23 protein-coding genes are annotated in these 25,198 nt (G+C 55.2%); 10 read left to right on the forward strand and 13 right to left on the reverse strand.

Annotated features, from left to right (window positions below; translation table 11 throughout):
* Positions 1-49: 49 nt before the first annotated feature.
* Positions 50-841, reverse strand: coding sequence for a DNA-binding transcriptional regulator KdgR (gene kdgR, locus A4308_RS17830; RefSeq protein WP_014884288.1), 792 nt, complete (start codon positions 839-841; stop codon positions 50-52).
* Positions 842-1,019: 178 nt separating this feature from the next.
* On the opposite strand from kdgR, the gene A4308_RS17835 reads away from it, so the two are divergent.
* Positions 1,020-2,393, forward strand: a complete 1,374-nt coding sequence (locus A4308_RS17835; protein ID WP_014884289.1) for an MFS transporter — start codon at positions 1,020-1,022, stop codon at positions 2,391-2,393.
* 50 nt (positions 2,394-2,443) lie between these two features.
* On the opposite strand, the gene htpX is transcribed toward A4308_RS17835, so the two are convergent.
* The 4 genes from htpX to A4308_RS17855 all read right to left on the reverse strand — a co-directional run bounded on the left by htpX (position 2,444) and on the right by A4308_RS17855 (position 6,867).
* The gene (gene htpX, locus A4308_RS17840) at positions 2,444-3,325 is read right to left on the reverse strand and encodes a protease HtpX (protein ID WP_014884290.1); all 882 of its coding nucleotides are present in this window, start codon (positions 3,323-3,325) and stop codon (positions 2,444-2,446) included.
* A 193-nt stretch (positions 3,326-3,518) separates the two neighbouring features.
* Entirely contained in the window at positions 3,519-5,567 is a 2,049-nt protein-coding gene (prc, locus tag A4308_RS17845; protein WP_014884291.1) for a carboxy terminal-processing peptidase, read from the reverse strand.
* 19 nt (positions 5,568-5,586) lie between these two features.
* Positions 5,587-6,273 (reverse strand): RNA chaperone ProQ, encoded by a 687-nt coding sequence (gene proQ, locus A4308_RS17850; protein ID WP_014884292.1) that lies wholly within the window; start codon positions 6,271-6,273, stop codon positions 5,587-5,589.
* 96 nt (positions 6,274-6,369) lie between these two features.
* Positions 6,370-6,867, reverse strand: coding sequence for a GAF domain-containing protein (locus A4308_RS17855; protein ID WP_014884293.1), 498 nt, complete (start codon positions 6,865-6,867; stop codon positions 6,370-6,372).
* Between the two features lie 132 nt (positions 6,868-6,999).
* Here A4308_RS17855 and yebS point away from each other — a divergent pair, with 132 nt between their 5' ends.
* From yebS to A4308_RS17875, 4 genes are all read left to right on the forward strand, one after another.
* Positions 7,000-8,283 carry a membrane integrity lipid transport subunit YebS gene (gene yebS / locus A4308_RS17860; RefSeq protein ID WP_023330643.1) on the forward strand — a complete coding sequence of 428 codons (1,284 nt, stop codon included), beginning with the start codon at positions 7,000-7,002 and terminating at the stop codon, positions 8,281-8,283.
* The gene (locus tag A4308_RS17865; RefSeq protein ID WP_045281184.1) at positions 8,252-10,885 is read left to right on the forward strand and encodes a PqiB family protein; all 2,634 of its coding nucleotides are present in this window, start codon (positions 8,252-8,254) and stop codon (positions 10,883-10,885) included. The genes yebS and A4308_RS17865 overlap by 32 nt, the downstream gene beginning before the upstream one ends.
* A 122-nt stretch (positions 10,886-11,007) precedes the next feature.
* Positions 11,008-12,405: a 16S rRNA (cytosine(1407)-C(5))-methyltransferase RsmF gene (gene rsmF / locus A4308_RS17870; protein WP_245000210.1), complete on the forward strand. Its 1,398-nt coding sequence runs from the start codon at positions 11,008-11,010 to the stop codon at positions 12,403-12,405.
* 105 nt (positions 12,406-12,510) lie between these two features.
* Positions 12,511-12,750 (forward strand): YebV family protein, encoded by a 240-nt coding sequence (locus A4308_RS17875; RefSeq protein ID WP_008500472.1) that lies wholly within the window; start codon positions 12,511-12,513, stop codon positions 12,748-12,750.
* A gap of 34 nt (positions 12,751-12,784) precedes the next feature.
* Here A4308_RS17875 and pphA read toward each other — a convergent pair whose 3' ends face one another.
* Positions 12,785-13,429 carry a protein-serine/threonine phosphatase gene (pphA, locus tag A4308_RS17880; protein ID WP_014884297.1) on the reverse strand — a complete coding sequence of 215 codons (645 nt, stop codon included), beginning with the start codon at positions 13,427-13,429 and terminating at the stop codon, positions 12,785-12,787.
* Between the two features lie 167 nt (positions 13,430-13,596).
* Between pphA and A4308_RS17885 the strand changes: the two genes are divergently transcribed.
* The gene (locus tag A4308_RS17885; protein WP_045281182.1) at positions 13,597-14,538 is read left to right on the forward strand and encodes a VirK/YbjX family protein; all 942 of its coding nucleotides are present in this window, start codon (positions 13,597-13,599) and stop codon (positions 14,536-14,538) included.
* 406 nt (positions 14,539-14,944) lie between these two features.
* On the opposite strand, the gene A4308_RS17890 is transcribed toward A4308_RS17885, so the two are convergent.
* Genes A4308_RS17890 through yobA form a run of 3 tightly spaced genes read right to left on the reverse strand, consistent with a single transcriptional unit; the run spans position 14,945 to position 16,542 of the window.
* Positions 14,945-15,283 carry a YebY family protein gene (locus A4308_RS17890; protein ID WP_014884299.1) on the reverse strand — a complete coding sequence of 113 codons (339 nt, stop codon included), beginning with the start codon at positions 15,281-15,283 and terminating at the stop codon, positions 14,945-14,947.
* A 16-nt stretch (positions 15,284-15,299) separates the two neighbouring features.
* Positions 15,300-16,169, reverse strand: a complete 870-nt coding sequence (gene copD, locus A4308_RS17895; protein ID WP_023330712.1) for a copper homeostasis membrane protein CopD — start codon at positions 16,167-16,169, stop codon at positions 15,300-15,302.
* 1 nt (position 16,170) lies between these two features.
* The gene (gene yobA / locus A4308_RS17900; protein ID WP_045281181.1) at positions 16,171-16,542 is read right to left on the reverse strand and encodes a CopC domain-containing protein YobA; all 372 of its coding nucleotides are present in this window, start codon (positions 16,540-16,542) and stop codon (positions 16,171-16,173) included.
* Between the two features lie 137 nt (positions 16,543-16,679).
* Between yobA and A4308_RS17905 the strand changes: the two genes are divergently transcribed.
* From A4308_RS17905 to exoX, 3 genes are all read left to right on the forward strand, one after another.
* The gene (locus A4308_RS17905) at positions 16,680-16,910 is read left to right on the forward strand and encodes a DNA polymerase III subunit theta (protein ID WP_013096102.1); all 231 of its coding nucleotides are present in this window, start codon (positions 16,680-16,682) and stop codon (positions 16,908-16,910) included.
* 110 nt (positions 16,911-17,020) lie between these two features.
* On the forward strand, positions 17,021-17,671 hold the full coding sequence (locus tag A4308_RS17910) for a carbon-nitrogen hydrolase family protein (protein ID WP_045281180.1): 651 nt from the start codon (positions 17,021-17,023) through the stop codon (positions 17,669-17,671).
* 24 nt (positions 17,672-17,695) lie between these two features.
* Positions 17,696-18,358, forward strand: a complete 663-nt coding sequence (exoX, locus tag A4308_RS17915) for an exodeoxyribonuclease X (protein ID WP_045281179.1) — start codon at positions 17,696-17,698, stop codon at positions 18,356-18,358.
* Here the strand turns inward: exoX and ptrB are convergent.
* Complete coding sequence (gene ptrB / locus A4308_RS17920) at positions 18,355-20,415, reverse strand: oligopeptidase B (RefSeq protein ID WP_045281178.1); 2,061 nt, start codon at positions 20,413-20,415, stop codon at positions 18,355-18,357. The genes exoX and ptrB overlap by 4 nt on opposite strands.
* A gap of 85 nt (positions 20,416-20,500) precedes the next feature.
* Positions 20,501-21,151, reverse strand: a complete 651-nt coding sequence (locus A4308_RS17925; protein ID WP_023338434.1) for a tellurite resistance TerB family protein — start codon at positions 21,149-21,151, stop codon at positions 20,501-20,503.
* Positions 21,152-21,320: 169 nt separating this feature from the next.
* Between A4308_RS17925 and purT the strand changes: the two genes are divergently transcribed.
* Complete coding sequence (gene purT, locus A4308_RS17930; protein ID WP_023330716.1) at positions 21,321-22,499, forward strand: formate-dependent phosphoribosylglycinamide formyltransferase; 1,179 nt, start codon at positions 21,321-21,323, stop codon at positions 22,497-22,499.
* Between the two features lie 42 nt (positions 22,500-22,541).
* Here the strand turns inward: purT and kdgA are convergent, their stop codons facing one another.
* Together kdgA and edd are read right to left on the reverse strand one after the other, a co-directional pair.
* The gene (gene kdgA / locus A4308_RS17935; protein WP_014884307.1) at positions 22,542-23,183 is read right to left on the reverse strand and encodes a bifunctional 4-hydroxy-2-oxoglutarate aldolase/2-dehydro-3-deoxy-phosphogluconate aldolase; all 642 of its coding nucleotides are present in this window, start codon (positions 23,181-23,183) and stop codon (positions 22,542-22,544) included.
* 39 nt (positions 23,184-23,222) lie between these two features.
* Complete coding sequence (gene edd / locus A4308_RS17940) at positions 23,223-25,034, reverse strand: phosphogluconate dehydratase (protein WP_032636199.1); 1,812 nt, start codon at positions 25,032-25,034, stop codon at positions 23,223-23,225.
* Positions 25,035-25,198: the final 164 nt, after the last annotated feature.

A 25,198-nucleotide genomic window follows, 5' to 3' on the forward strand; every position in this document is an offset into this window, starting at 1 on the left:
TGACGAAAAACGCCGCAGAAGATGCGGCGTTTTTTTATGCTAAAACGCGTTAAAAGGGATAGTCGTGATAGCCCATCTGCTCGGAAATCTTACGCGCGGCAGTGTGCAGAATAGCCACATACTCGTGCAGACGCTCTTCTGAGAAGCGCAGGGTTGGGAAAGAGATACTTAAACCCGCGATCACCACGCCAAAACGGTCAAACACCGGAACGCCGATGCAGCGCAGCCCTTCTTCCTGCTCTTCGTTATCTTCGCCGTATCCTTGTTCACGCACCTTGTCGAGTACCGTTAACAGTTCATCAGTATTGGTAATGGTTCGTTCCGTACTGCGTTTATATTCCACACCATCAAGGATCTGCTTCACCTCTTCGCGATCGCGCCACGCCAGCAGAACCTTGCCAATTGCCGTGCTATAAAGCGGGTTGCGGCGGCCAATGCGCGAATACATACGCAGGTTGTACATGGAGTCGATTTTATGGATGTAAACAATGCTGTCTTCATCCAGTGCACCCAGGTGGATGGTCTCTTTGGTCAGACGGGAGATCTCACGCATCTGAATGTCCGCGCTGCGGATCAAATCAACGTTTTGCAGCGCCCGGGCACCCAGTTCGAACAGCTTTAGCGTCAGAGAGTATTTTTCAGACTCTCCTTCCTGCGCTACATAACCCAGTGACTTCATGGTTTGCAAAAAGCGGTAAACGGTGCTTTTCGACATCATCACACGCTGCGACAACTCTGTAATACCAATTTCACGCTCTTCTCCGAGCGCCTGTAAGATGCCAAACACCTTCAGCACGGAAGAAACAGAATCTGGCTGTTTATCCAAATCCGCAATTGCCATTTACCACCTCATAGAGAGTGTTTTATAAAAATCAGAACCGGTTTTTATTATAAATTCCTGTGATGTTACCTGCAATCAATGCGCGTTTGTTTCGTTACAAATCTGCGACATATAACGGCGTTAACAGTGCTAAAATCGTTACCCTGAGAATAATTTCACCCTGAGCTTTTTATCCCCGATGGAAAAGAACCTTTCCGATGGTCTGCCTTTGCCCCTGCGGTACGGCGCCATTGCTACGATTATTATTGGGATCTCAATGGCCGTCCTTGATGGCGCGATTGCGAACGTTGCCCTGCCCACTATCGCCAGCGACCTGCAGGCATCCCCGGCCAGCTCGATATGGATTGTTAACGCCTATCAGATTGCGATTGTGATTTCCCTGCTCTCCTTCTCTTTCCTCGGCGACATGTTCGGCCACCGTCGGGTCTATCAGTGCGGCCTGGTGGTGTTCACCTTTACCTCGCTGTTATGCGCCCTGTCTGACTCATTGCACACGCTGACGCTGGCGCGCATAGCGCAGGGCTTTGGAGGTGCGGCGCTGATGAGTGTAAATACGGCATTGATCCGCTTGATCTATCCGCAACGCCACCTTGGACGCGGGATGGGAATAAACTCGTTTATAGTCGCGGTTTCCTCCGCCGCCGGACCAACAATTGCAGCAGCCATACTTTCTGTCGCCTCATGGCAATGGCTCTTTGCCATAAACGTGCCGCTGGGTATCGTGGCTATCTTCTTTGCCCTGCGTTTTCTTCCTGCTAACGGCCCCAAAAGTACCATGCCGCGTTTTGACGTCCCCAGCGCAGTGATGAATGCACTGACCTTTGGTCTGCTGATTACAGCCCTGAGCGGCTTTGCTCAGGGGCAATCCATGGCGCTTACCGGCATCGAGCTTATCGCCCTGCTGGTAACAGGATTCTTCTTTGTTCGCCGTCAGCTCGCCCTGCCCGTTCCTTTGCTGCCGGTAGATCTGCTGCGTATCCCCCTCTTTTCGCTCTCCATCTGTACGTCCATTTGCTCGTTCTGCGCTCAGATGCTGGCGCTGGTTTCTCTGCCCTTCTTTCTGCAGAGTGTGGTAGGACGTTCGGAGGTGGAGACCGGGCTGCTGCTAACGCCCTGGCCACTGGCGACGATGGTGATGGCACCGCTGGCGGGTTACTTAATTGAACGTATTCATGCCGGTTTGTTGGGTGCGGTGGGACTGGCCGTCATGGCAACCGGCCTTTTCGCGCTGGCACTGTTACCGTCATCACCCAGCGATCTGGACATCGTCTGGCGCATGATCCTCTGTGGTGCGGGGTTCGGCCTGTTTCAGTCCCCCAATAATCACACCATCATCACCTCTGCGCCCCGTCACCGCAGTGGCGGCGCCAGCGGGATGTTGGGAACTGCGCGCCTTCTGGGGCAAAGCAGCGGCGCGGCGCTGGTTGCCCTGATGTTTAACCTTGCCGGGCAAAACGGTAACCACGTTGCGCTGCTCACCGCCGGCGCGCTTGCCACCCTCGCGGCCATCGTCAGCGGTCTGCGCGTTACCCAGCCCAGGGTTCAGGCATAAAAAAAGCCGGGCGGAGAATACGCCTGCCCGGCTTACTGTGACGCTTCGCGTTACTTCAGGTATTCCCCACTGCGCAGCGCTTCAATACGTTTATCCAGCGGCGGGTGAGACATAAACAGCTCACTGAGCGACTTTGATTTACCGTTGATGCAGAAGGCCATCATGCTGTTCGCTTCCTGCGGCTCGTAGCTGGTTTTCAGGCGCTGCAGGGCAGCAATCATCTTCTCGCGTCCCACCAGTTTCGCAGAGCCGGCATCCGCGTGGAATTCACGGTGGCGCGAGAACCACATGGTGATAATACTCGCCAGAATACCGAACACCAGTTCCAGCACCATCGACACGGCGAAGTAGATCAGCGGGTTACCGTTGCTCTCTTCACCTTCATCACGGTTGCCGCCCATAAAGCCCGCCGCAATCTGCGCCAGGATACGGGAGATAAAGATAACGAAGGTGTTCACCACGCCCTGAATCAGCGTCATGGTCACCATGTCGCCGTTGGCAATATGGCTGATTTCGTGAGCGATGACCGCTTCGGCTTCGTCACGGCTCATGTTTTGCAGCAACCCGGTGCTGACAGCAACCAGCGATGCATCACGACGGGCACCCGTGGCAAACGCGTTAATATCGGGCGCATGATAAATGGCCACCTGCGGCATGGCGATCCCGGCCTGACGGGATTGCTGAGCCACCGTATTCATCAGCCACTGTTCCATATCGTTACGCGGCTGCTCAATCACCTCACCGCCGACGGATTTCAGCGCCATCCACTTTGACATCAGCAGGGAAATGAACGAGCCACCAAAACCAAACAGCAGCGCCATAATCAACAGACCCTGAACGCTGCTCGACTGAATTCCTGTCAGGCTTAGCACGAGCCCGAAAACCACCATCACCGCCAGGTTGGTGAGCAGGAAGAGCGCGATTCGCATCATAATTTTCTTTTAACCTCAGTTTAACAAAGCGCACTATGCGATTACCCACATCGTATGGGTATTGCGGCTATTTTCAAGCATCCGGAGGGCGTAAGTCACCAGAAAGACACAACTTTACACAATTGGAAATCTGCCTGACGGAAGGATGCGGAACAAAAAGAAACAGGCACAATTTCTTGTGCCTGTTGGGGGATTATTTCGCCGGAGCGGGTTGCTCGGCAGGCTTATCTTTTTCCAGATTCGCCAGGTCGAGGGCAATATGCACCGTCTCGTCCAGGTAAGGATCCGGCTCCTGGTAATCTTTTGGCAGATCGTCCAGTTTCTTGAGCAGAGGCTTACCTTCACGCTTGAAGCGGTCGTTGATACGGGCCAGACGCGTGGCATCGTCTTCGTTGTTCTCTTTCTCACGCTGGGCGTAGTTCAGAGAAACAATATTCCGTTTATCCTTCAGGGCATTGAAACGCGCAATGTCCTTCATGATGTACTGGAATTCCGGATCTTTCGCGATGCGGTCGTTATGCGCTTTCAGCAGTTCAGGGCCAAATTGCGTCATATCACCCGCTTTCACGTAGGTCGCAGCATTGATGCTGTCCCACGGTAACGCGTTATCTTCAAACTTCTCGCCCGTTTCGGTCTCTTCCGTACCTGTCGGCATCATGATATCCGGCGTGACGCCTTTACGCTGCGTACTGCCGCCGTTGACGCGGTAGAACTTCTGAATGGTGTACTGCACTGAACCCAGCGCAGGCCATTCCGGACGCAGCATCTGATCGTAGATACGGTTCAGCGATCGATACTGCTGAACGGTGCCTTTACCAAAGGTTGGCTCACCCACGATCAGCGCACGGCCGTAGTCCTGCATTGCCGCGGCAAAGATCTCAGACGCAGACGCACTGAAGCGGTCGACCAGCACGACCAGCGGGCCTTTGTAGTAGACCACACCGTCGTTGTCGGCATCTTCACGGACTTTACCGTTGTTATCACGCACCTGAACCACAGGGCCAGACGGGATGAAGAGGCCAGAGAGCGATACCGCTTCTGTCAGCGCACCACCGCCGTTGCTGCGCAGGTCAATGATGACGCTGCTGACGTTCTGTTTCTCAAGTTTCTGCAGCTGAACCTTCACATCGTCGGTCAGCCCTACGTAGAAGCCAGGGATATCCAGGACACCCACCTTCTCTTTACCCACGGTTTTCACCGACATTTTCACCGCGCGGTCTTCCAGACGGATACGCTCACGGGTCAGGGTAACGATACGGGTTTTAGTGCCTTTACCCGCTGGTAGAATTTCCAGACGAACTTTGCTGCCTTTCGGACCTTTAATCAGCGCAACCACGTCGTCAAGACGCCAGCCAATGACATCGACCATGCCTTTACCGGTTTGTCCGACCCCGACAATGCGGTCACCTACGCTGATCGCTTTGCTTTTGGAGGCCGGGCCACCCGCCACCATGGAATTGATCACGGTGTAATCATCGTCCATCTGCAGTACCGCACCGATACCTTCCAGAGACAGGCTCATTTCGGTATTGAACTGTTCGGTGTTGCGCGGGGAGAGATAGTTGGTGTGCGGATCGATTTCGTGCGCAAAGGCCGTCATTGCCAGAGAGAAGACATCCTCACTGTTGGTCTGCGCCAGACGACGAATGGCAAATTTGTAACGACGCGTCAGCGTGTCACGGATCTCTTTTTCATCTTTGCCGGTCAGCTTGAGACTCAGTTCGTCGTATTTGACCTTTCCGTCCCACAGCGCATTCAACTCGGCTTCATCTTTCGGCCACGGCGCTTTGCTGCGATCAAGATTAAAATTGTCGTTGCCGGTGAAGTCCATCGGACGTTCGAGCACTTTCAGGGCGTACTGATAGCGTTCAAAGCGGCGCTTTTGCGACAGGTTGTAGAGGTCGTAGAAAAGATCCAGCTTGCCTGACCGCAACTCATCACCCACTTCGGATTTGCGCTTAGCGAACTGCTCGACATCACTGGCGAGCAAAACGTTATGGCTGTAATCCAGCAAGTTCAGATAGCGGTCAAAGATTTTGGCCGAAAAGGCCTGATCGAGATCGAACTGACGATAGTGCGAGCGGGTGAAACGAGACGTCACGCGCTCGCTCACCGTCGCGTGCTGCGTCTCTTCCTTGAGTACCGGAATTTGATCAACACGCGTGATATCGTCCACTGCGAAAGCATGGCCTGTTATAGCAAACAGACCCGCCAGCGCGGTGAGCTTAAAAAAAGTGTTCATGCCAGGCTTGGCCTCCGTTTCAGAACAACAAGTGTTCTGCGCGTACAATCATTGACATACCAGAAGTCAGCTGTACACGAACGCCATCTTTGGTGATTTCCAGTACGGTGGCGTCCATAGCATTGTTGCCCGCTTTGACCTTCAGCGCCTGACCCACGCTCAGCGCGTTGATGTCAGAAACTGGGGTATGGCGCGGCTCTTCACGAGGCGCACGTGGGGCTTTGGCTGCTGGTTTGTCTGCACGCGGTTTGCGATCGTTATTATCGTGACGACGCGGCGCAGGGCGCGGTTTACGCTCACGACGAGGCGCTTCTTCCTGGCCGTTTGCCGCTGCGGCTTCGCGTTTTTTCGCTTGCTGTTCTGCACGTTGTGCCTGAACGCGTGCTTTGGCTTCTTCAAGCTGCTTGCGTGCGTGTTCAACGTGCTGCTCGTCCAGCTCACCACAAGGGTTGCCGTCGAGATCCACGCGAGTCGCGCCCGGTTTGATACCGTACAGGTAACGCCAGCTCGAAGTATAAAGACGTAAGGCAGAACGCAACTGAGTTTTGCTGAGGTTCATTTCCCCCTCAACGCGCGCTACCAGATCCTGAAAAATACCGACTTTCAGGGGACGAGCTTCACCTTCCGCGCTGAAGCACTGCGGGAAACGCTCGGCCAGAAATGCGATAACTTCTTTACTGCTATTCAACTTAGGTTGATTTTCCATGAAATTTCCTGATTACAACGGACGTTGCCAACAAGCGCAGGCATGAACAGGCGTCATTATAATGACGCTATCAGTAAATGCTACGTTATCCGTTGATTATCCTGCGACGCTCGCAAAGAATTTTTGATAATCGGTGCCGGCAAGGACGTTTTCCAGATTCGCCACCAGCTCGCGCAGCCCTTGCTCGTCCTCGGTTGTGAAGCGACTGAAGACGGTGCTGTCGATATCCAAAACGCCAATAATCTGATTTCTTACCACCAGCGGCAGTACGATCTCAGAATTACTGGCGGCATCACAGGCGATATGCCCGTCAAACGCATGAACATCTTCCACACGCTGTACCTGATTCTCGGCCACCGCAGTACCGCATACACCGCGCCCGACCGGAATACGCACGCAAGCCAGTTTTCCCTGGAACGGGCCAAGTACCAGCGTGTCACCTTCCAGGAGGTAAAAGCCAGCCCAGTTCACGTCAGAGAGACGTTCGAACAACAATGCGCTAGTATTTGCCAGAGTGGCTAAGAAGCTGGTCTCACCCGCCATCAATGCCTTAAAATCGCGGTTCAGATCCGCGTAGAATTCTGTTTTGTTCATTATTCAATCACTTAGTTGTCTTACAAAATTACCGCATAGCCTATTAAAATAAGCATTAAATGCGCTCATGCTCAAGATGAATCCGTTCATGAGTTAATATAACGTTCAACAATACTTATTTGTGCGCAGCTGATGGCCTTAAAAACAACCAAAATTACGCCGACAAAAAAGATAACGGTCCATACGGTAAGAGACGCTTTGCCTCGTGCACATTATCAGCGTTGCCCCCAGTGCGATACGCTTTTTATGTTGCCGAAGATGAAATCGCACCAAAGTGCCTTTTGCCCCCGATGTGACGCGAAAATTCGTGACGGCCGAGACTGGTCTTTAACCCGTCTGGCCGCCATGGCCGTCACCATGCTGCTGCTGATGCCCTTCGCCTGGACCGAGCCCCTGCTGAAGCTCTACCTGCTTGGCGTACGCATTGATGCCAACGTGCTGCAGGGGATCTGGCAGATGACCCGCCAGGGCGATCCGATTACCGCTGCCATGGTGCTGTTTTGCGCCGTTGGCGCGCCACTGGTGCTGGTTGCAGCCATTGCCTATCTGTGGTTTGGCAACATCCTGGGGATGAATCTTCGCCCGGTGCTGCTGATGCTGGATAAACTCAAAGAGTGGGTGATGCTGGATATCTATCTGGTCGGTGTGGGCGTGGCATCAATTAAAGTGCAGGATTATGCTTTTCTGCAGCCGGGCGTCGGGCTTTTTGCCTTTATTTGCCTGGTGCTGCTCAGCATCCTGACGCTGATCCACCTGAACGTTGAGCAACTCTGGGAGCGTTTTTACCCTCAGCGCCCTGCCACCCGTCCGGATGAGAATCTCCGCGTCTGTCTGGGATGCCATTACACCGGGTTGCCCGATCCCCGTGGGCGCTGTCCGCGCTGCCACATACCCTTGCTGCATCGACGCAATAACAGTCTGCAAAAATGCTGGGCGGCGCTGATTGCCTCCCTGGTGTTCTTGATCCCCGCCAATATGCTGCCGATTTCCATCATTTACGTGAATGGTGCCCGTCAGGAGGATACAATCCTCTCCGGCATTATCTCCCTGGCGCACAGCAACGTTGGGGTGGCGGCCATCGTCTTTATCGCCAGTATCCTGGTTCCTTTTACCAAAGTCGTGGTGATGTTCACCCTGCTCATCAGCATTCACTTTAAGTGTGAACAAGGATTACGAACCCGAATACTGCTTCTGCGATTTGTCACCTGGATTGGCCGCTGGTCCATGTTGGATCTGTTTGTGATTTCGCTGATGATGTCGCTGATCAACCGCGACCAGTTACTTGCTTTTACTATGGGACCCGCAGCTTTTTATTTCGGCTCTGCGGTGATATTGACTATTCTTGCTGTGGAATGGCTGGATAGCCGCTTACTTTGGGATGCACATGAGTCAGGAAACCCCCGCTTCGCCGACTGAAGCGAGAATTAAAACTAAACGCCGCATTTCGCCATTCTGGTTGCTGCCTGTCATCGCCCTGATGATTGCAGGCTGGCTTATCTGGACGAGCTATGAAGATCGCGGAAGTACCGTCACCATTGATTTCCAGACCGCCGACGGCATCGTCGCCGGACGAACCCCCGTTCGTTTTCAGGGGGTTGAAGTCGGTACGGTTCAGGACATCTCACTCGGAAAAGGGCTGAACAAAATTCAGGTGCGGGTCAGCATTAAATCGGACATGCAGGACGCGCTGCGCAGCGAAACGCAGTTCTGGCTGGTCACGCCGAAGGCGTCTCTGGCGGGTGTCTCGGGGCTGGATGCGCTGGTTGGCGGTAACTACATCGGTATGATGCCAGGCAAGGGCGAACCGCAGGATCACTTTGTCGCGCTGGATACGCAGCCAAAATACCGTCTCAATAACGGCGATCTGATGATCCATCTGCAGGCGCCGGATCTCGGCTCACTGAACAGTGGCTCGCTGGTCTATTTCCGAAAAATTCCGGTGGGTCGCGTTTACGATTACGCCATCAATCCGAACAAACAGGGCGTGACCATCGATGTGCTGATTGAACGCCGATTCACCAACCTTGTGAAAAAAGGCAGCCGCTTCTGGAACGTGTCTGGCGTAGATGCCGACCTCAGCCTGAGCGGTGCTAAAGTGAAGCTGGAGAGCCTGGCCGCGCTGGTAAACGGGGCGATTGCCTTTGACTCCCCGGAGAACTCCAGCCCTGCTGCTGCCGATGATACGTTCGGGTTGTACGCTGATCTGGCGCACAGCCAGCGAGGGGTGATCGTCAAACTTGTTCTCCCCGATGCGAAAGGTCTGAAAGCCGGATCAACACCGCTGATGTATCAGGGTCTGCAGGTAGGTCAGCTCACCAAAATGACGCTCAACCCTGGCGGCTCGGTGACGGGCGAAATGACCGTCGACCCCAGCGTGGTCGATCTCCTGCGCGAGAAAACGCGTATCGAGATGCGCAGTCCGAAGCTCTCTCTGAACGATGCCAGTCTCAGCACTTTGCTGACCGGCAACACGTTTGAACTGATCCCCGGAGAAGGAAAGCCAAGCAACAACTTCGTGATCGCCCCGGCGGATAAAGCCCTGCTGCAAAAACCGGGCGTTGTGACGGTTACGCTAAATGCACCCGAAAGTTATGGTATTGAAGCCGGTCAGCCGCTAATCCTCCACGGTGTCCAGGTGGGTCAGGTTCTGGAGCGAACGCTTTCCGAAAACGGCGTGAGCTTCTCGGTAGCGATCGATCCGCAATACAGCAACCTCGTCCATAGCGACAGTAAATTCGTGGTAAACAGCCGCGTCGATGTGAAGGTAGGCCTGGACGGCGTAGAGTTCCTTGGTGCCAGTGCCAGCGAATGGGTTAACGGCGGCATTCGCATTTTGCCGGGCGATAAAGGCCCCATCCGCGAAAATTACCCGCTGTATGCCAACCTGGACAAAGCGATTGAAAACAGCCTGAGCGATCTGCCGACGACCACGCTGACCTTGAGCGCCGAGACGCTACCGGACGTCCAGGCAGGTTCTGTTGTGCTGTATCGCAAGTTTGAAGTCGGGGAAGTGATCGCCGTTCGCCCGCGTGCGGACGCGTTTGATATCGAACTGCATATCAAGCCGGAGTATCGCAAGCTGCTGACGCCAAACAGCGTCTTCTGGGCCGAAGGCGGCGCGAAAGTTCAGCTTAACGGTAACGGGCTGACCGTGCAGGCCTCCCCGCTCTCACGCGCGCTGCGCGGCGCCATTAGCTTCGATAACCTCAGCGGTGCAGGCGCAAACCTGCGTAAGGGCGATAAGCGTATTCTCTTCCCGTCCGAAACCGCCGCGCGTGCCGTGGGTGGGCAGATTACCCTGCATGCGTTTGATGCCGGTAAGCTGGCGGAAGGCATGCCGATTCGCTACCTGGGCATTGATATCGGCCAGATCCAGAAGCTGACGCTGATCACCTCCCGCAACGAGGTACAGGCCACCGCGGTGCTCTACCCGGAATATGTGCAGACCTTCGCCCGCACCGGTTCCCGCTTCTCGGTGGTGACGCCGCAGATTTCGGCCGCAGGCGTTGAACATCTCGACACTATTCTGCAGCCCTATATCAACGTCGAACCCGGCCAGGGCAATGCACGGCGTGATTTCGAACTGCAGGAAGCCACCATCACCGATTCGCGCTACCTCGGTGGCCTGAGCATTGTGGTGGAAGTCCCGGAAGCAGGCTCACTTGGCATCGGCACGCCGGTTCTGTTCCGCGGTATTGAGGTAGGTACGGTAACGGGTCTGACGCTTGGTACGCTCTCCGATCGCGTGATGGTGGCGTTACGTATCAGCGACCGTTACCAGCACCTGGTACGAAATAACTCGGTATTCTGGCTGGCATCTGGCTACTCGCTGGACTTCGGCCTGACGGGGGGCGTGGTGAAAACCGGTACCTTCAACCAGTTCATCCGTGGTGGTATTGCGTTTGCCACCCCGCCGGGCACGCCACTGGCGCCAAAAGCGCAGTCGGGGAAACACTTCCTGCTGCTCGAAAGCGAACCGAAAGAGTGGCGTGAATGGGGAACGGCCCTGCCGCGTTAATCTGAAAGGCTCCGGTGTCAACGCGCCGGAGCCTTTATGTTACACTGCGCACCTGAACTTTTCCCTGTGGTGTGCACGTGGCTCAAAACTCCGTATTTCTTCCTGAACAATTCCTTGCGCAAATGCGCGAGGCGCTCCCCTCTCATCTGTCGTTAGATGATTTTATCGCCGCCTGCCAGCGTCCGTTACGCCGGAGCATTCGCGTCAACACGCTGAAAATCAGCGTCGATGATTTTCTGACGCTGGTTTCCCCCTACAACTGGCAGCTTACGCCGGTGCCCTGGTGTGCAGAGGGGTTTTGGATCGAGCGCGATGACGAAGATGCCGTGCCGCTGGGAAGTACCGCAGAACATCTGAGCGGTCTGTTTTATATTCAGGAAGCCAGTTCGATGCTGCCGGTTGCCGCCCTGTTCGCAGAAGGCAACGCACCTGAACGCGTGATGGACGTTGCCGCCGCGCCCGGCTCCAAAACAACACAAATTGCCGCCCGGATGGGTAATCACGGGGCGATTCTTGCAAACGAATTTTCCGCCAGCCGCGTGAAAGTCTTGCATGCCAACATCAGCCGCTGCGGTATCCAGAATGTCGCCCTGACGCATTTTGACGGACGCGTGTTTGGCGCCGCCTTGCCGGAAGCGTTCGATGCCATTCTGCTCGACGCCCCCTGCTCCGGCGAGGGGGTAGTGCGTAAAGATCCCGATGCGTTAAAGAACTGGTCTGTGGAAAGCAATCTTGAAATCGCTGCCACGCAGCGCGAACTGATCGACAGCGCCTTTCACGCCCTGCGACCCGGCGGCACGCTGGTGTACTCCACCTGTACCCTCAACCGCGATGAAAACGAAGACGTCTGTCTGTGGTTGAAAGCGCAATACACGGATGCCGTTGAGTTCCTGCCACTTAACGATCTGTTTGCCACGGCAGATGAGGCCGCCACGCCGGAAGGTTTCCTGCACGTGTTCCCGCAGATTTACGACTGCGAAGGGTTCTTTGTGGCTCGTCTGCGCAAAACTCAGGCGGTGGCTCCCCTGCCAGCCCCGAAATTTAAGGTCGGCAATTTCCCGTTCGCCCCGCTGAAAGGCCGCGATGCTGTGCAACTTAAAGCCGCCGCCAACAAGGTTGGGCTGATCTGGGATGAGAATCTGCACCTCTGGATGCGTGATAAAGAGATATGGCTGTTCCCGGCACCCATTGAGCCGCTTATTGGTAGAGTCCGTTTTTCACGTATCGGGATCCGCCTGGCGGAAGTGCATAATAAAGGGTACCGCTGGCAGCACGAAGCGGTCATCGCCCTGGCGGACAGCGATAACACGTTTGAACTGACGCATCAGGAAGCCGAAGAGTGGTATCGTGGTCGCGACGTTTACCCGGAAACCACCCCGTCTCAGGATGAGGTTATTGTGACGTATCAGGGCTTCCCGTTGGGTCTGGCGAAAAAGGTCGGCTCGCGGCTGAAAAATAGTTATCCGCGGGAGTTGGTCCGCGATGGCCGGTTGTTTACGGGTAACAGTCCCACCGACTAAAAAAAGCGCATTTTTTTACTGGCGATTTTGCTCTCCTTGTCTACGATCAAAAATGGATGCCCATACTGGTCATACCAGATTCTGAAAACCGACCCGGAGAGCACTATGACGAAAACCAGCGTGCGTATTGGCGCTTTTGAGATCGACGACGCAGAGCTGCGCGGCGAAGCACAAGGCGATCGAACGTTAAGTATTCCCTGCAAGTCCGACCCGGATTTGTGCATGCAACTCGACGCATGGGATGCGGATACCAGCGTCCCGGCGATACTTGATGGCGAACACTCTGTTCTTTACCGTGAGCATTACGATAGCAAAACCGATGCCTGGGTCATGCGCCTTGCCTGACCTAAAGAGAACCCGCCCGAAGGCGGGTTATTTATTACTGTAGCTGTGCCAGCGTGAAGTAACCGTCGAACACCGCTCCGGTATCAATATAGTGCAGGTTATCAAAATCATACCGCCTGTCGACGGGCGTATGCCCGAACCAGAAATGATCCGCACCGCTAATCCCCTGCCCTTTGCCCACCATAAAGCCCATCAACCTGTCGCGATCCCACAGCACGCGCTGGGCGCTCACCGGTTTTTGCCAGCGGTATTCCGCGGCGGGGTAATCTGCGTGCGCAATAACATTGAGACCGTTTGCGCAGGTTATCTCGATAATATGCGGCAATTCGCGGCAGGCGTTTAGTAACGTTCGCGCCAGCGCCTGCTGCTCGCGATCAAGGCGCGTAAACCACACTCCACCATTCATCGCCCACAACGCAGAATCGTTATTGTCCAGGCTATCCATTGCCATTTGCTCATGGTTACCCCGCACGGCTCTGAACCATTTCTCATTGATGAGCTGCAGTGTTTTTACGCTGTCAGGACCGCGATCGATCAAATCGCCAACAGAAATAAGCAAATCCTCATACGGATTAAAATGGCGGCGTTTCAGTTCGTCCATAAGCCACTGATAACAGCCATGTATATCGCTGACAACCCAGACGTGACGCCACATCCCACCCTCTATTCGCTGATACATAAGGCCTCCTTTAAACAGTATAGCCGCCGTATAAAAAGCAAAAGACGGGAGCGGTTCTTACAAAGTCAAACAAACGGTAAACCAACCAGAAATAAAGATCCTCACGCTATTAATCCCTTATTCCTGGCTCCTTAGAATAGAGGCAGAAAAAAACGAGGGATCTTCACGTGTCTAATACACACCTGCATAACGATGTGTTCTACCCACATCGCACAAATATAATTTCCGAGCTGGTGAACGGCGAACGTGTCCCGGGCCCCATCTGGCGGAAACGCGATTATCGGCTGAAGTTCCTTTTACGTTCGCTTCTGTTCTGGACTTCCACCCGTCGTATGCTGGAAGCCCTTTCAGGGCGTGACGATTTCGACAAACTGCTCGCCGCTCAAATTACATTGCCCAGCAAGACCCATCGGCAGTATCTGATGCGTGGCCTGACCGCGAACGATCGCGCCGACGCTATCGTTAACCATTATTACTGGATCGATAGCCTGAAAGAGCGCGCCCTCGCCCAGGCGCTGACCAGCCCGCAGGAACAAACCGTTGTTCAGTTCCATGCAAAAGAGGGCGTGATCTATACGGTTAATGCATCCTCTGCCGGGAAAGCCGAGCGCGAAGGTGAGAGCACGCTGTGGCTGCGCGATAACGAGGATACGCTGCTTGCCAGCCTGACCTTTAGCGTAGCCCGCAGCAACGGACAACGCGTAATAGTGATTGGCGGGCTTCAGGGCCCCCGCCGCTGCGTGTCGCGGGACGTCATTAAACAATCCACCCGCGCCTGTCACGGCCTGTTCCCAAAACGCGTGCTGATGGAAGTTCTTTTCCAGCTGGCCTTACAGTCATCTGTGAAGGCGATTTTTGCCGTCAGCGACGAGGGACACGTTTTCCGCGCATTGCGCTATCGCCTCAGCAAAGGCCGCCATTTCCACGCCAGCTATGACGAATTCTGGGATTCTCTGGGCGGTAAAAAGGTCTCCGGCTTCTGCTGGCAACTCCCGCTGCAGATGGAACGCAAATCTCTCGACGAGATCGCGAGCAAGAAGCGTGCGGAATACCGCCGTCGTTTTGAATTGCTTGATGAAATTGAGGCGTCGGTAAAATCCCGCTTTTAAGCACGGCGCTGACTTTCCTTAATTGCTCACAAAAATTTAACAAAACAGGCAAAAAGGGCTGGACTTCCGCCTGCGGTGTTGTGATATGTTTTACGAAGTCGCACAGGATGCATCCACTGCATAAAGATGATAAAAGACGTAACGTATTGTCTTTCATACAGATAAAAAGAGACCGAATACGATTCCTGTATTCGGTCCAGGGAAATGGCTCTTGGGAGAGAGCCGTGCGCTAAAAGTTGGCATTAATGCAGGCTAAGTCGCCTTGCCTTTTAAGAATAGATGACGACGCCAGGTTTTCCAGTCCACAGTTAAAGCGGCCAGAAAAAAAGCGTTAAATCATCATCAAAAACAAAAAACCGCAGTGCTTTCGCGAGCATCTGCGGTTTTTTTATTGGAAACCTGAACGCTAGCAGAGCTTGTCAGCGCGTTCGATAAACGGTGTCAGGCTCATCTTCTGCCCCGGGTGAGCCGGGTCATCAATCTGGATCACGCTGATGGGCTGGCCGCTGCTCTTGCCGCTGGCCACCTGCTGCTCTGCAACCTCATTCAACGGGTATTGCACCAGCGTACTCGGGTTGATCGCGTATAACGCATGTCCCGGACGACAGGTCAGCATCACCTCTTCGCGATTAAACGCCCACTTGTCTTTACCCACTTCAAAACGGCTGACGGTGATCACCTGCGGCGCGGCCAGAGCGCTCCCCGTGCAGGCCAGCAATAAGAGCGAAAGTACTGTTTTTTTCATATGTTAGTTAACCTTGTCAGAAGGGTTCCCAGGTGGCGAACAGGCTGACCGCTGCCAGAACCAGCGCTCCCAGCACCACTTCTGCCTGTGTCATCCTGATAAAAAGCTGTTGTGCCCACCCGGAATCCGGACGAAACCGTGGCACCAGAAAATACCGATTTGCCAGCGCAATTGCCACCATCAACGCCACCAGCGCACATTTGAACAATAAAAGCTGCACGTAGCCAGCCTGCCAGGGAATATGGACGCCCAGAATCAAGAGCGAATTGATCGTCCCTGTGAGCAGCACGCCCGCGACGGCATAGTGGCCTACGCGCGAGAAACGCATCATGGTGTAGATGGCCGCGTTCTGCCAGCGCCCTTTTGCCAGATGCATGCAGAACAGCAGCGGCAGTAATCCGCCGAGCCAGGTTGCGGCACATAACAGATGAACGGCATGATTGAGACGCTGCACAGCCCCCAACGGACCTTCGTTCATCGTCGCGTGGCCTACCCCTGCCAGCAGGACAAACTGCCCCATTGCGAGCAGTAGTAGCCGGGAGCCTTTCAGCGGCGCAAGCCACGCGGCAGCAACCGTAATGGAAGCCAGGATAATTTGCCACAGCCAGACGCTGCCAAACTGCGTCCCCAGTACGCCGTGCCAGACTTGCGGGTTAAACACATCTCCCCAGCCGTCGCCCATTAATCCGCCCTGAAGCATGAACATCAGAAGCGCAGCGGCCAGGCTGATTAAAGATGCCACCCGCTGCTGCAGCGCGAAACGCAGAGCCATCAGACGGTGGAGAGAGGAAGGCGCCAACCAGACGCTGTATAGCGCATTACCAAAAACGAGCATCAGCGCCGCGAAATGGATAAAGCGCAACCCAACATAGACCAGTGCCAGCATGCTATTTCACGCTAAAGTGATAGCTACCTTTGGTTTTGTGGCCGTCGACGGAAACCACATGCCAGTCCACCTGGTAGGTTCCGGTCGCCAGCGTTTGCGCCAGCGGAACGATCAGTTGAGCCTTGTTCTTTTCGTCTCGCGTTACGGCTCCCATTTTGACGACCTGCTTGTGCGCATCCGTCACCACCACATCGCTAAACCCCGGTTCAATACCTTCCGAAAAATTCAGCGTCAGTGACTGCGGAGCGCTCACCACGCTGTCTGCTGCCGGGCTCTGCTGTTTAAGATGCGCATGCGCCAGCACAGTAGGTGAGATAACGACTGATGCCAGAAAAACCAGCGCGCATACCGTGCGTGAAGTGGATAATCCCATCGCGATCATTCCTTTTTGTTATGTCTGTATGCTAAAGAATAACGCTGTATAATAGACGAGTCGAGGATCATCCCACCTCCGCTTGTCATCGTCGCGCAATCGCGGTAACGTTGCCGCCTCATAAACAGGAGAAGGAAATGAAAATCAATCTGGCCGCCCTTCCTCAGGACGAGATGGATAAAGTGAATGTCGATCTCGCAGCCGCTGGCGTTGCGTTCAAAGAGCGTTACAACATGCCCATCGTGGCTGAAGTTGTGGAACGGGAACAACCCGCACATTTGCGCGACTGGTTCCGGGAAAGATTAATTGCTCACCGTCTCGCTTCGGTCAACCTCTCTCGTCTGCCGTACGAGCCTAAAGTTAAATAAGCTTAACGAGTCGTTACACTTCCTTACGCGAAATCTGGCAGGATAAGAAAACCCTGATTAAATTAGGTGTATTCTTAAATCCCTGCGACTCAGTGTATAAGGAAGTCACGATGTCACAATGGAATATAGCGGCAGCCCAGTATGGCGGGCAGTATCACAGTGTTGATGAACACGTTACCCACCACCTACGCTTCATTGCCGAAGCGGCACAGCAGCAGTGCGATCTGCTGGTCTTCCCGGAACTCTCCTTAACCGGCTCAGGCACAACGACGTTACCTCCCCCACCGTGCGACGCGCAGCTGGAACCCTTGCTTGATGCGGCACATTTGTACCAGATTAGCGTTATTGCCGGGCTTCCCCTTGAGCGGAATGGCCAGCGCCAGAAAGGTCTCGTGCTCTTTACGCCCTCTCGCCAGAGCATCGTGCGCTATCCGCAAGGCGGCGGTGCGAGCCTGGTTCCGGGGGATAAACAGCTCACCATCATTGATGCGCAGGGCGATTCCCCCAATCTCGATCCGCAGGCAACGCTGTTCACCAGCAGCCAGTCGGTAAGGGACAACCGCTGGCGGCAGTCCATCAGCACCCTGCAACGCTTTGCACACAAATATGCCATTGCGGTATTAATGGCGAACGCCAGCACCGGCAGCGCATTATGGGATGAAAAAGGCCAGTTGATCGTGCGGGCGGATAAAGGCGAGCTGCTGTTGACCGGCACGCTTAACCGACAGGGTTGGCAAGGCGATATCATTCCTTTAGGCTAAGCGTTTTAAGCTCAGGAGATTTTCATGCTGCGCGTCATTGATACCGAAACTTGCGATCTTCAGGGCGGAATTGTGGAGGTGGCCTCGGTCGACGTCGTTGACGGAAAAATAGTCAACCCGATGAGCCATCTGGTGCGGCCCGATCGCTCTATTAGCCCGCAGGCCATGGCTATCCATCGCATCACTGAATCAATGGTGGCGGATAAACCCTGGATAGAAGACATTATCCCGCACTACTATGGCAGCCCGTGGTATGTCGCCCACAATGCCAGCTTCGACCGTCGGGTTCTTCCCGACATGCCCGGGGAGTGGATTTGCACCATGAAGCTGGCGCGTCGCCTGTGGCCGGGGATCAAATACAGCAATATGGCGCTGTATAAATCCCGCAAGCTCAGCGTCAGAACGCCTGAAGGGCTTCACCATCACCGCGCCCTGTATGACTGCTATATCACCGCTGCGCTACTGATCGATATTATGAATACTTCCGGCTGGACACCCGATGATATGGCGACGATTACCGGTCGTCCTGCACTGCTGACGACGTTCACCTTCGGAAAATACCGCGGAAGAGCAGTATCGGATATTGCGGATAAAGATCCGGGCTATCTGCGCTGGCTGTATAACAACCTCGACAAGATGAGCCCGGAGCTACGCTTAACCCTGAAGCATTATCTGGGTGAAGCTTAACGTTCAGCCTGGCCTGGAAGCGTATCCTGCGCCAGGCCGATCAAAAAGGCGTATTCCAGCGCCACCCCTTCATAAGATTTAAACCGCCCCGACTTCCCTCCGTGCCCGGAGTCCATATCGGTACAGAGCAGCAGCAGGTTGTCGTCGGTTTTCAGTTCCCGCAGCTTCGCCACCCATTTCGCCGGTTCCCAGTACTGCACCTGTGAATCGTGCAAACCGGTGGTCACCAGCATGTGCGGGTAGGCTTTCGCTTCCACGTTATCGTACGGGCTGTACGCTTTCATATAGCGATAATAGGTTTCATCCTGTGGATTCCCCCACTCTTCAAACTCCCCGGTCGTGAGCGGGATAGATTCGTCGAGCATGGTGGTGACCACATCGACAAACGGTACCTGCGCAACGATGCCCTTAAAACGCTCGGGACGCTGATTGATCACAGCGCCCATCAGCATGCCGCCCGCGCTGCCGCCCATGCCAAAGCAGAGCTGCGGATCGCCATAGCCTTGTTCAATTAAGGCGTCGCAAACGTCGAGATAATCATTGAACGTGTTTTGCTTTTTCAGGAATTTCCCGTCTTCATACCAGTGCTGGCCCAGCTCACCGCCGCCGCGAATATGAGCGATGGCAAAAACAAAACCGCGATCGAGCAGACTTAATCTGCTGCTGCTGAAGTCGGCATCCATGCTGGAACCATAGGAGCCGTAGCCGTAAACCAGGATAGGGTTTTTACCTTTCTGAAAATGCGCCTTGTGATACACGAGCGAAACCGGCACCTCGACACCATCGCGCGCGGTAACCCACAGGTGTTCGCTACGATAATTGTCGGATTCAAATCCCTTCACTTCTGTTTGCTTCAATACCTGGCGCTGGCCGGTATCCATATCCAGTTCGAACAGCGTATCCGGCGTGGTCATCGACGAGTAGCCATAGCGCAGCCGGGACGATTCAGGCTCAGGATTAAAACCAATCCAGGTGACGTAGGCCGGGTCGTCAAACGCGATCCCTATCACCTCGCGCGTTTTGCGGTTGATTTGCCGGATACTGGTCAACCCCCGCTGACGCTCTTCCACCACCAGCCAGTCGGTAAACAACGTGAACCCTTCGAGCATCACCTGTTCCCGCGCGGGAATAAGCACCTCCCACTTGCGCTCGTCGCGCACCTTGGTCTTATACAGGCCAAAGTTTTTTCCCTCGCGGTTTGAGCGCAGATAAAAGCTGTGCTGGAAGTGATCCAGACTGTACTCATGGTCTTTTCGGCGCGGCAGAAAGCAGAGCGGCTGGGCATCAGGCAGCTCGGCATCCAGCAGCAGCACCTCTGAGGTGGTAGCGCTGGCAAGGAAAATAATCACATAGTGGCGCGAGGACGTTTTATGCAGGCTGACATAAAACGTTTCGTCTTTCTCTTCATAGACCAGTTCGTCATCGGCGGAGTCCGTGCCTACACTGTGGCGCCACACCTGATAAGGCAGCAGCGTGGCGGCGTGCTTTTTAACGTAGTAGACCGTCTCGGAATCGTTCGCCCAGACAAAATCCGGGGAGACGTTTTCCAGCATTTCCGGATACCAGTTACCGGTATCCAGATTGCGGAATCGCAGGCCATACTGACGACGGGAGAGATAATCCTCCGCCAGCGCCATAATGGTGTTATCCGGGGAGATGGACATACCGCCCAGCGTATAAAACTCGCTGTGGGCGGCACGCTGGTTGGCATCCAGCAGAATATCCCATTCATCCCACTCGGCGCTTAATACCGACTGTCGCTGATAGATGGGATATTCACTGCCGGGCTCGTAGATATGCCGATAACGATAGCCGTTTTTGGTCCAGGGCGCGGAGATATCGCGCTGAGGAATGCGCTGCACCATTTCGTTCAGCAGCTGGTCCTGAAGCGCCTGCTGGCTGGACATGACCTTGCGACCGTAATCGTTTTCTTCATGCAGGTAGTCGAGTACCTCTGGGCGGGAACGTGAATCGTCCCGTAGCCAGTAATAGTTATCTATACGCGTATCGCCATGGGTGGTAATCGCATACGGAGTACGTCGGGCTTTCGGTGGCATGACATCATTCTTTTAAGTTTTACACCCTATAAGGTTGGCAAAACCCGCGCATGATGCAAGCGAAACATGGCTACATCAGCGATCGCTAGCCCTGTAGCGTCTGTTTTTGCTCCCGGATATCCTGCTCGATCCCCTCGCGAACATCCTGAGGAATTTTCAACGCATCGCCCAGGGCGTTGAGATAGCTGCGTTCCATAAAGTGGTCAATATCAATGGCGGCACAGCTCAGGAAATAGAGTTCCAGCGCCTCTTCCTCATTCTGTACGCTTTGCGCCAGACGCTGCGGATCGAGCGGCTGCTCAATGGCCTGCGCCACCAGCGTTCTGCCCTGCTCCTCCACGCCGGCTTCTCGCATCTGCTGCTCGATAGCCGCTCGTTCTTTATCATCAATATGCCCGTCGCTTTTTGCGGCAAACACCAGCGCAAGAATGAGCCGCTCCGTACGTAGATCCAGCGGCGAAGTCTCCTCCCCAAAGTGGGGTTCATCCTGGTGCGCCGCGCGTACCCTGTCCTTGTACTTATTCCACAGCACGGTACCGGCGATAGCGCCGCCACCGGCCAGCAACGCGCCGGTACCGTACTTTGCCAGCAGCTTACGTGAGGATTTATTGGCGACCAGCAGCCCTGCCAGCCCTCCGAGCGCCCCCGGTACCAGCAGTTTGCTGAGCCCCTGGTCGCCTGAACCTGATGTTTTCTGCCCTAACATGGATTGCAGTTGATTTAACCAGCCTGACATGGTTTCCCTCACTTAACGGTTAACATTTCCACAGCGTAAGCGAGCAGGCGTCAGGAAATGTCCGTCGAGGCTAAAGAAGCGCAAATTTCTCGTCGGCCCTTTTGCCCTGCGCAAGACAGACGCAAACGTTTTCGTTTATACTGCGCGCATCTTTTTCAGGGGGAATGTTATGACTCGTTTAGGAACCGCGCTGCGACCTGCGGCGACGCGTGTGATGCTGTTAGGATCGGGCGAGCTGGGGAAAGAAGTCGCCATTGAGTGCCAGCGTTTAGGGGTAGAAGTGATTGCCGTAGACCGCTACGCCGACGCGCCCGCCATGCATGTTGCCCATCGTTCTTATGTGATTAACATGCTGGACGGAGAGGCTCTGCGGACACTCATCACGCAGGAGAAACCGGATTTTGTGGTGCCGGAGATTGAAGCTATCGCGACCGATACGCTGATCGCGCTTGAGCAGGAAGGTCAGCGCGTGGTGCCTTGCGCCAACGCAGCGAAACTGACCATGAACCGCGAAGGCATTCGCCGCCTGGCGGCAGAGGAGCTGGGGCTGCCCACTTCAAGCTACCGTTTTGCGGGCGATAAAACCGCATTCCTGCAGGCCGTCGATGAGATGGGTTACCCGTGCATCATTAAGCCGGTGATGAGCTCATCCGGAAAAGGACAGAGTTTTATCCGCGACAGCAGCACGCTGGACAAAGCCTGGGATTATGCGCAACAGGGTGGCCGTGCCGGAGCTGGCCGCGTGATTGTCGAGGGGGTGGTGAAGTTTGATTTCGAAATCACCCTGCTTACCGTCAGCGCCGTGGATGGCGTCCATTTCTGCGATCCGATCGGTCACCGCCAGGAGGATGGCGATTACCGCGAATCCTGGCAGCCACAGCAGATGAGCGCCCTGGCGCTGGAACGTGCCCAGGATATCGCCCGTAAAACCGTTCTGGCGTTAGGTGGTTACGGTCTGTTCGGCGTGGAGCTGTTTGTCTGCGGCGACGAGGTGATTTTCAGCGAAGTCTCCCCTCGCCCGCATGACACCGGTATGGTGACGTTGATATCGCAGGATCTCTCCGAGTTCGCCCTGCATGTTCGCGCCTTCCTTGGCCTGCCGGTTGGCGGTATTCGTCAGTACGGCCCGGCGGCCTCGGCGGTGATCCTGCCGCAGCTGACCAGTCAGAACGTGACGTTTGATAACGTCGAGGGCGCAACGGGCGCCGGGTTACAGGTACGTTTGTTCGGTAAGCCGGAGATCGACGGCACCCGTCGTCTGGGCGTGGCGTTAGCAACCGGGAATAACGTCGACGAGGCCATCGCACGCGCTAAAGCGGCGGCAGCGAACGTTAAGGTAGCAGGATAAAAAAAACGGGCCGAAAGGCCCGTTTTTCATACGATAAAAAACTTATTGCTTCGCGCCTTCAACCGCTTCGCGAGCCAGTTTCGTGATGCGATCCCAGTCGCCCGCTTCCAGCGCATCCGCTGGCACCAGCCATGAACCCCCGATGCACAGCACGCTTTTCAGCGCCAGGTAGTCACGGTAGTTCGCCGGAGAGATACCGCCCGTCGGGCAGAAACGCACCTGAGAGAATGGACCTGCAATCGCCTGCAGCGCTTTGGTGCCGCCGTTGGCTTCTGCCGGGAAGAATTTGAACTCTTTCAGACCGTAGTCCATACCCAGCATCAGTTCAGACACGGTGCTGATACCCGGGATCAAAGGAATAGTGCCTTCGGTCGCTGCTTTCAGCAGCGGCTCGGTCAGGCCAGGGCTGATAGCGAACTGAGCTCCGGCCTCCGTGACTTCTGCCAGCTGTTGCGCATTGAGAACAGTGCCCGCACCGATGATAGCGTCCGGCACTTCTTTGGCGATAGCGCGAATCGCATCCATCGCGCAGGCGGTACGCAGGGTCACTTCCAGAACACGAACGCCACCCGCAACCAGCGCTTTCGCCATTGGCACAGCGTGCTCCAGCTTGTTTACCACGATAACCGGCACGACAGGGCCAGTGGTCAGGATTGCTTCTGCACTTGTTTTCCAGTTTTTCATCAGAGTTTTCTCTCGCCAGATCGTTAAAATCAAGTCGTCTTAAAACGTAATACAGGTCGCGCCCTGCTCCGCACCGGAGAGTTTCTCACGCAGCGCGCTGAACATTTCGCGTCCGGTCCCCACGCGCGATGCGCTCAGGTCAGGAATATGTGGCTGACGTGCCGCCAGCTCTGCTTCATCCACCAGCAGGGTTAACTCACCTGTCTGACCGTTCACGCGGATCATGTCACCGTCGCGCACTTTCGCCAGCAAACCGCCGTCATAAGCTTCCGGCGTGACGTGGATAGCTGAAGGCACTTTGCCGGATGCACCGGAGAGGCGTCCATCGGTCACTAACGCAATTTTGAAACGGCGGTCCAATAATACACCAAGTGGTGGCATAAGTTTATGTAATTCTGGCATGCCGTTCGCTTTTGGCCCCTGATGACGCACTACCACCACACAGTCTTTATCAAGCAGACCCGCGTCAAAAGCGGGTAATACGTCGTGCTGGCTTTCAAACACCACAGCCGGCGCTTCAATAACCTGGTTCTCTTCCGGTACAGCAGACGTTTTCATCACCGCACGACCGAGGTTGCCGCTCAGCACTTTGGTGCCACCATGAGGAGAGAACGGTTTGTCGATGGTGGCAATCACCTGCGCATCGAGAGATGCGGTCGCCCCGTCGCGCCAGTCCAGCTCGCCATTGTTCAGCCACGGCTCCTGGGTATAGCGCTGCAGGCCAAAGCCTGCCACGGTGTTGACGTCTTCATGCAGCAAACCGCCTTTCAGCAGCTCGCGCATCAGCAGCGGTACGCCACCCGCAGCCTGGAAGTGGTTGATGTCCGCCGGACCGTTCGGGTAAAGACGTGCCATCAGCGGCACCACGGAAGAGATCTCAGAGAAATCATCCCAGTTGATCAGAATGCCCGCCGCGCGCGCCATGGCCACCAGGTGCATGGTGTGGTTGGTCGAACCGCCGGTGGCCAGCAGAGCCACGATACCGTTGACGATCACTTTTTCGTCGACCATTTTGCCCATCGGCATCCATTCATTGCCGTTTCCGGTCAGACGCGTCACCTGACGTGCTGCGGCCTCAGTCAAGGCCTGACGCAGAGGTGCATCCGGCTGGATAAAGGACGAGCCCGGCAGCTGCATGCCCATAAATTCCACCACCATCTGGTTTGTGTTGGCCGTGCCGTAGAATGTACAGGTACCCGGCGCATGGTAGGACGCGGCTTCCGCCTCCAGCAGCGCCTGACGGTCTGCTTTTCCTTCCGCATACAGCTGGCGAATACGCACTTTTTCTTTGTTCGGCAGGCCGCTTGCCATCGGGCCAGACGGCACAAAGATCGCGGGCAGATGGCCAAACGACAGCGCTGCCATCACCAGTCCCGGAACGATCTTGTCGCACACGCCCAGGTACAGTGCGCCATCAAACATGTTATGTGACAGGCCTACTGCAGCAGACATCGCAATCACTTCGCGGCTGAGCAGCGACAGCTCCATACCATCCTGCCCCTGGGTCACACCGTCGCACATTGCCGGCACGCCACCCGCGACCTGACCTACCGCATTCACGCTGTGCAGCGCGTTACGAATGATATTGGGATAGACCTCATACGGTTGGTGGGCGGAGAGCATGTCGTTATAGGAGGTAATAATGGCGATATTGTTACGCAACATGCTTTTCAGGGAGGCTTTATCATCGGGCTGGCAGGCCGCGAAGCCGTGCGCCAGGTTACCACAGGCCAGCTGGGAGCGATGGACGGTATTGCTCTTTGCCTGTTCAATCCGGGCGAGGTAGGCCGAACGGGTCTCCTTCGAGCGCTCAATAATGCGTTGTGTTACGCGTAACAATGTCGGATTCATAAAAGCTCCTCTAATTTATCTGTCCGGGCTCAGGAGTTTACAACGTCGCTGGCAGTTGTTAACACCGCTGAAACGCTTGCCGTCCGGAGCTCTGGGGCAAAATCACTTCCGGCAGTGTAATAAAAAAAGCGCCGCGGGGAAATCCACGCGGCGCTTAAAAGAAT

The sequence above is a fragment of the Enterobacter sp. ODB01 genome, assembly GCF_001623605.1.
In the GTDB taxonomy this organism is placed as follows: domain Bacteria; phylum Pseudomonadota; class Gammaproteobacteria; order Enterobacterales; family Enterobacteriaceae; genus Enterobacter; species Enterobacter kobei.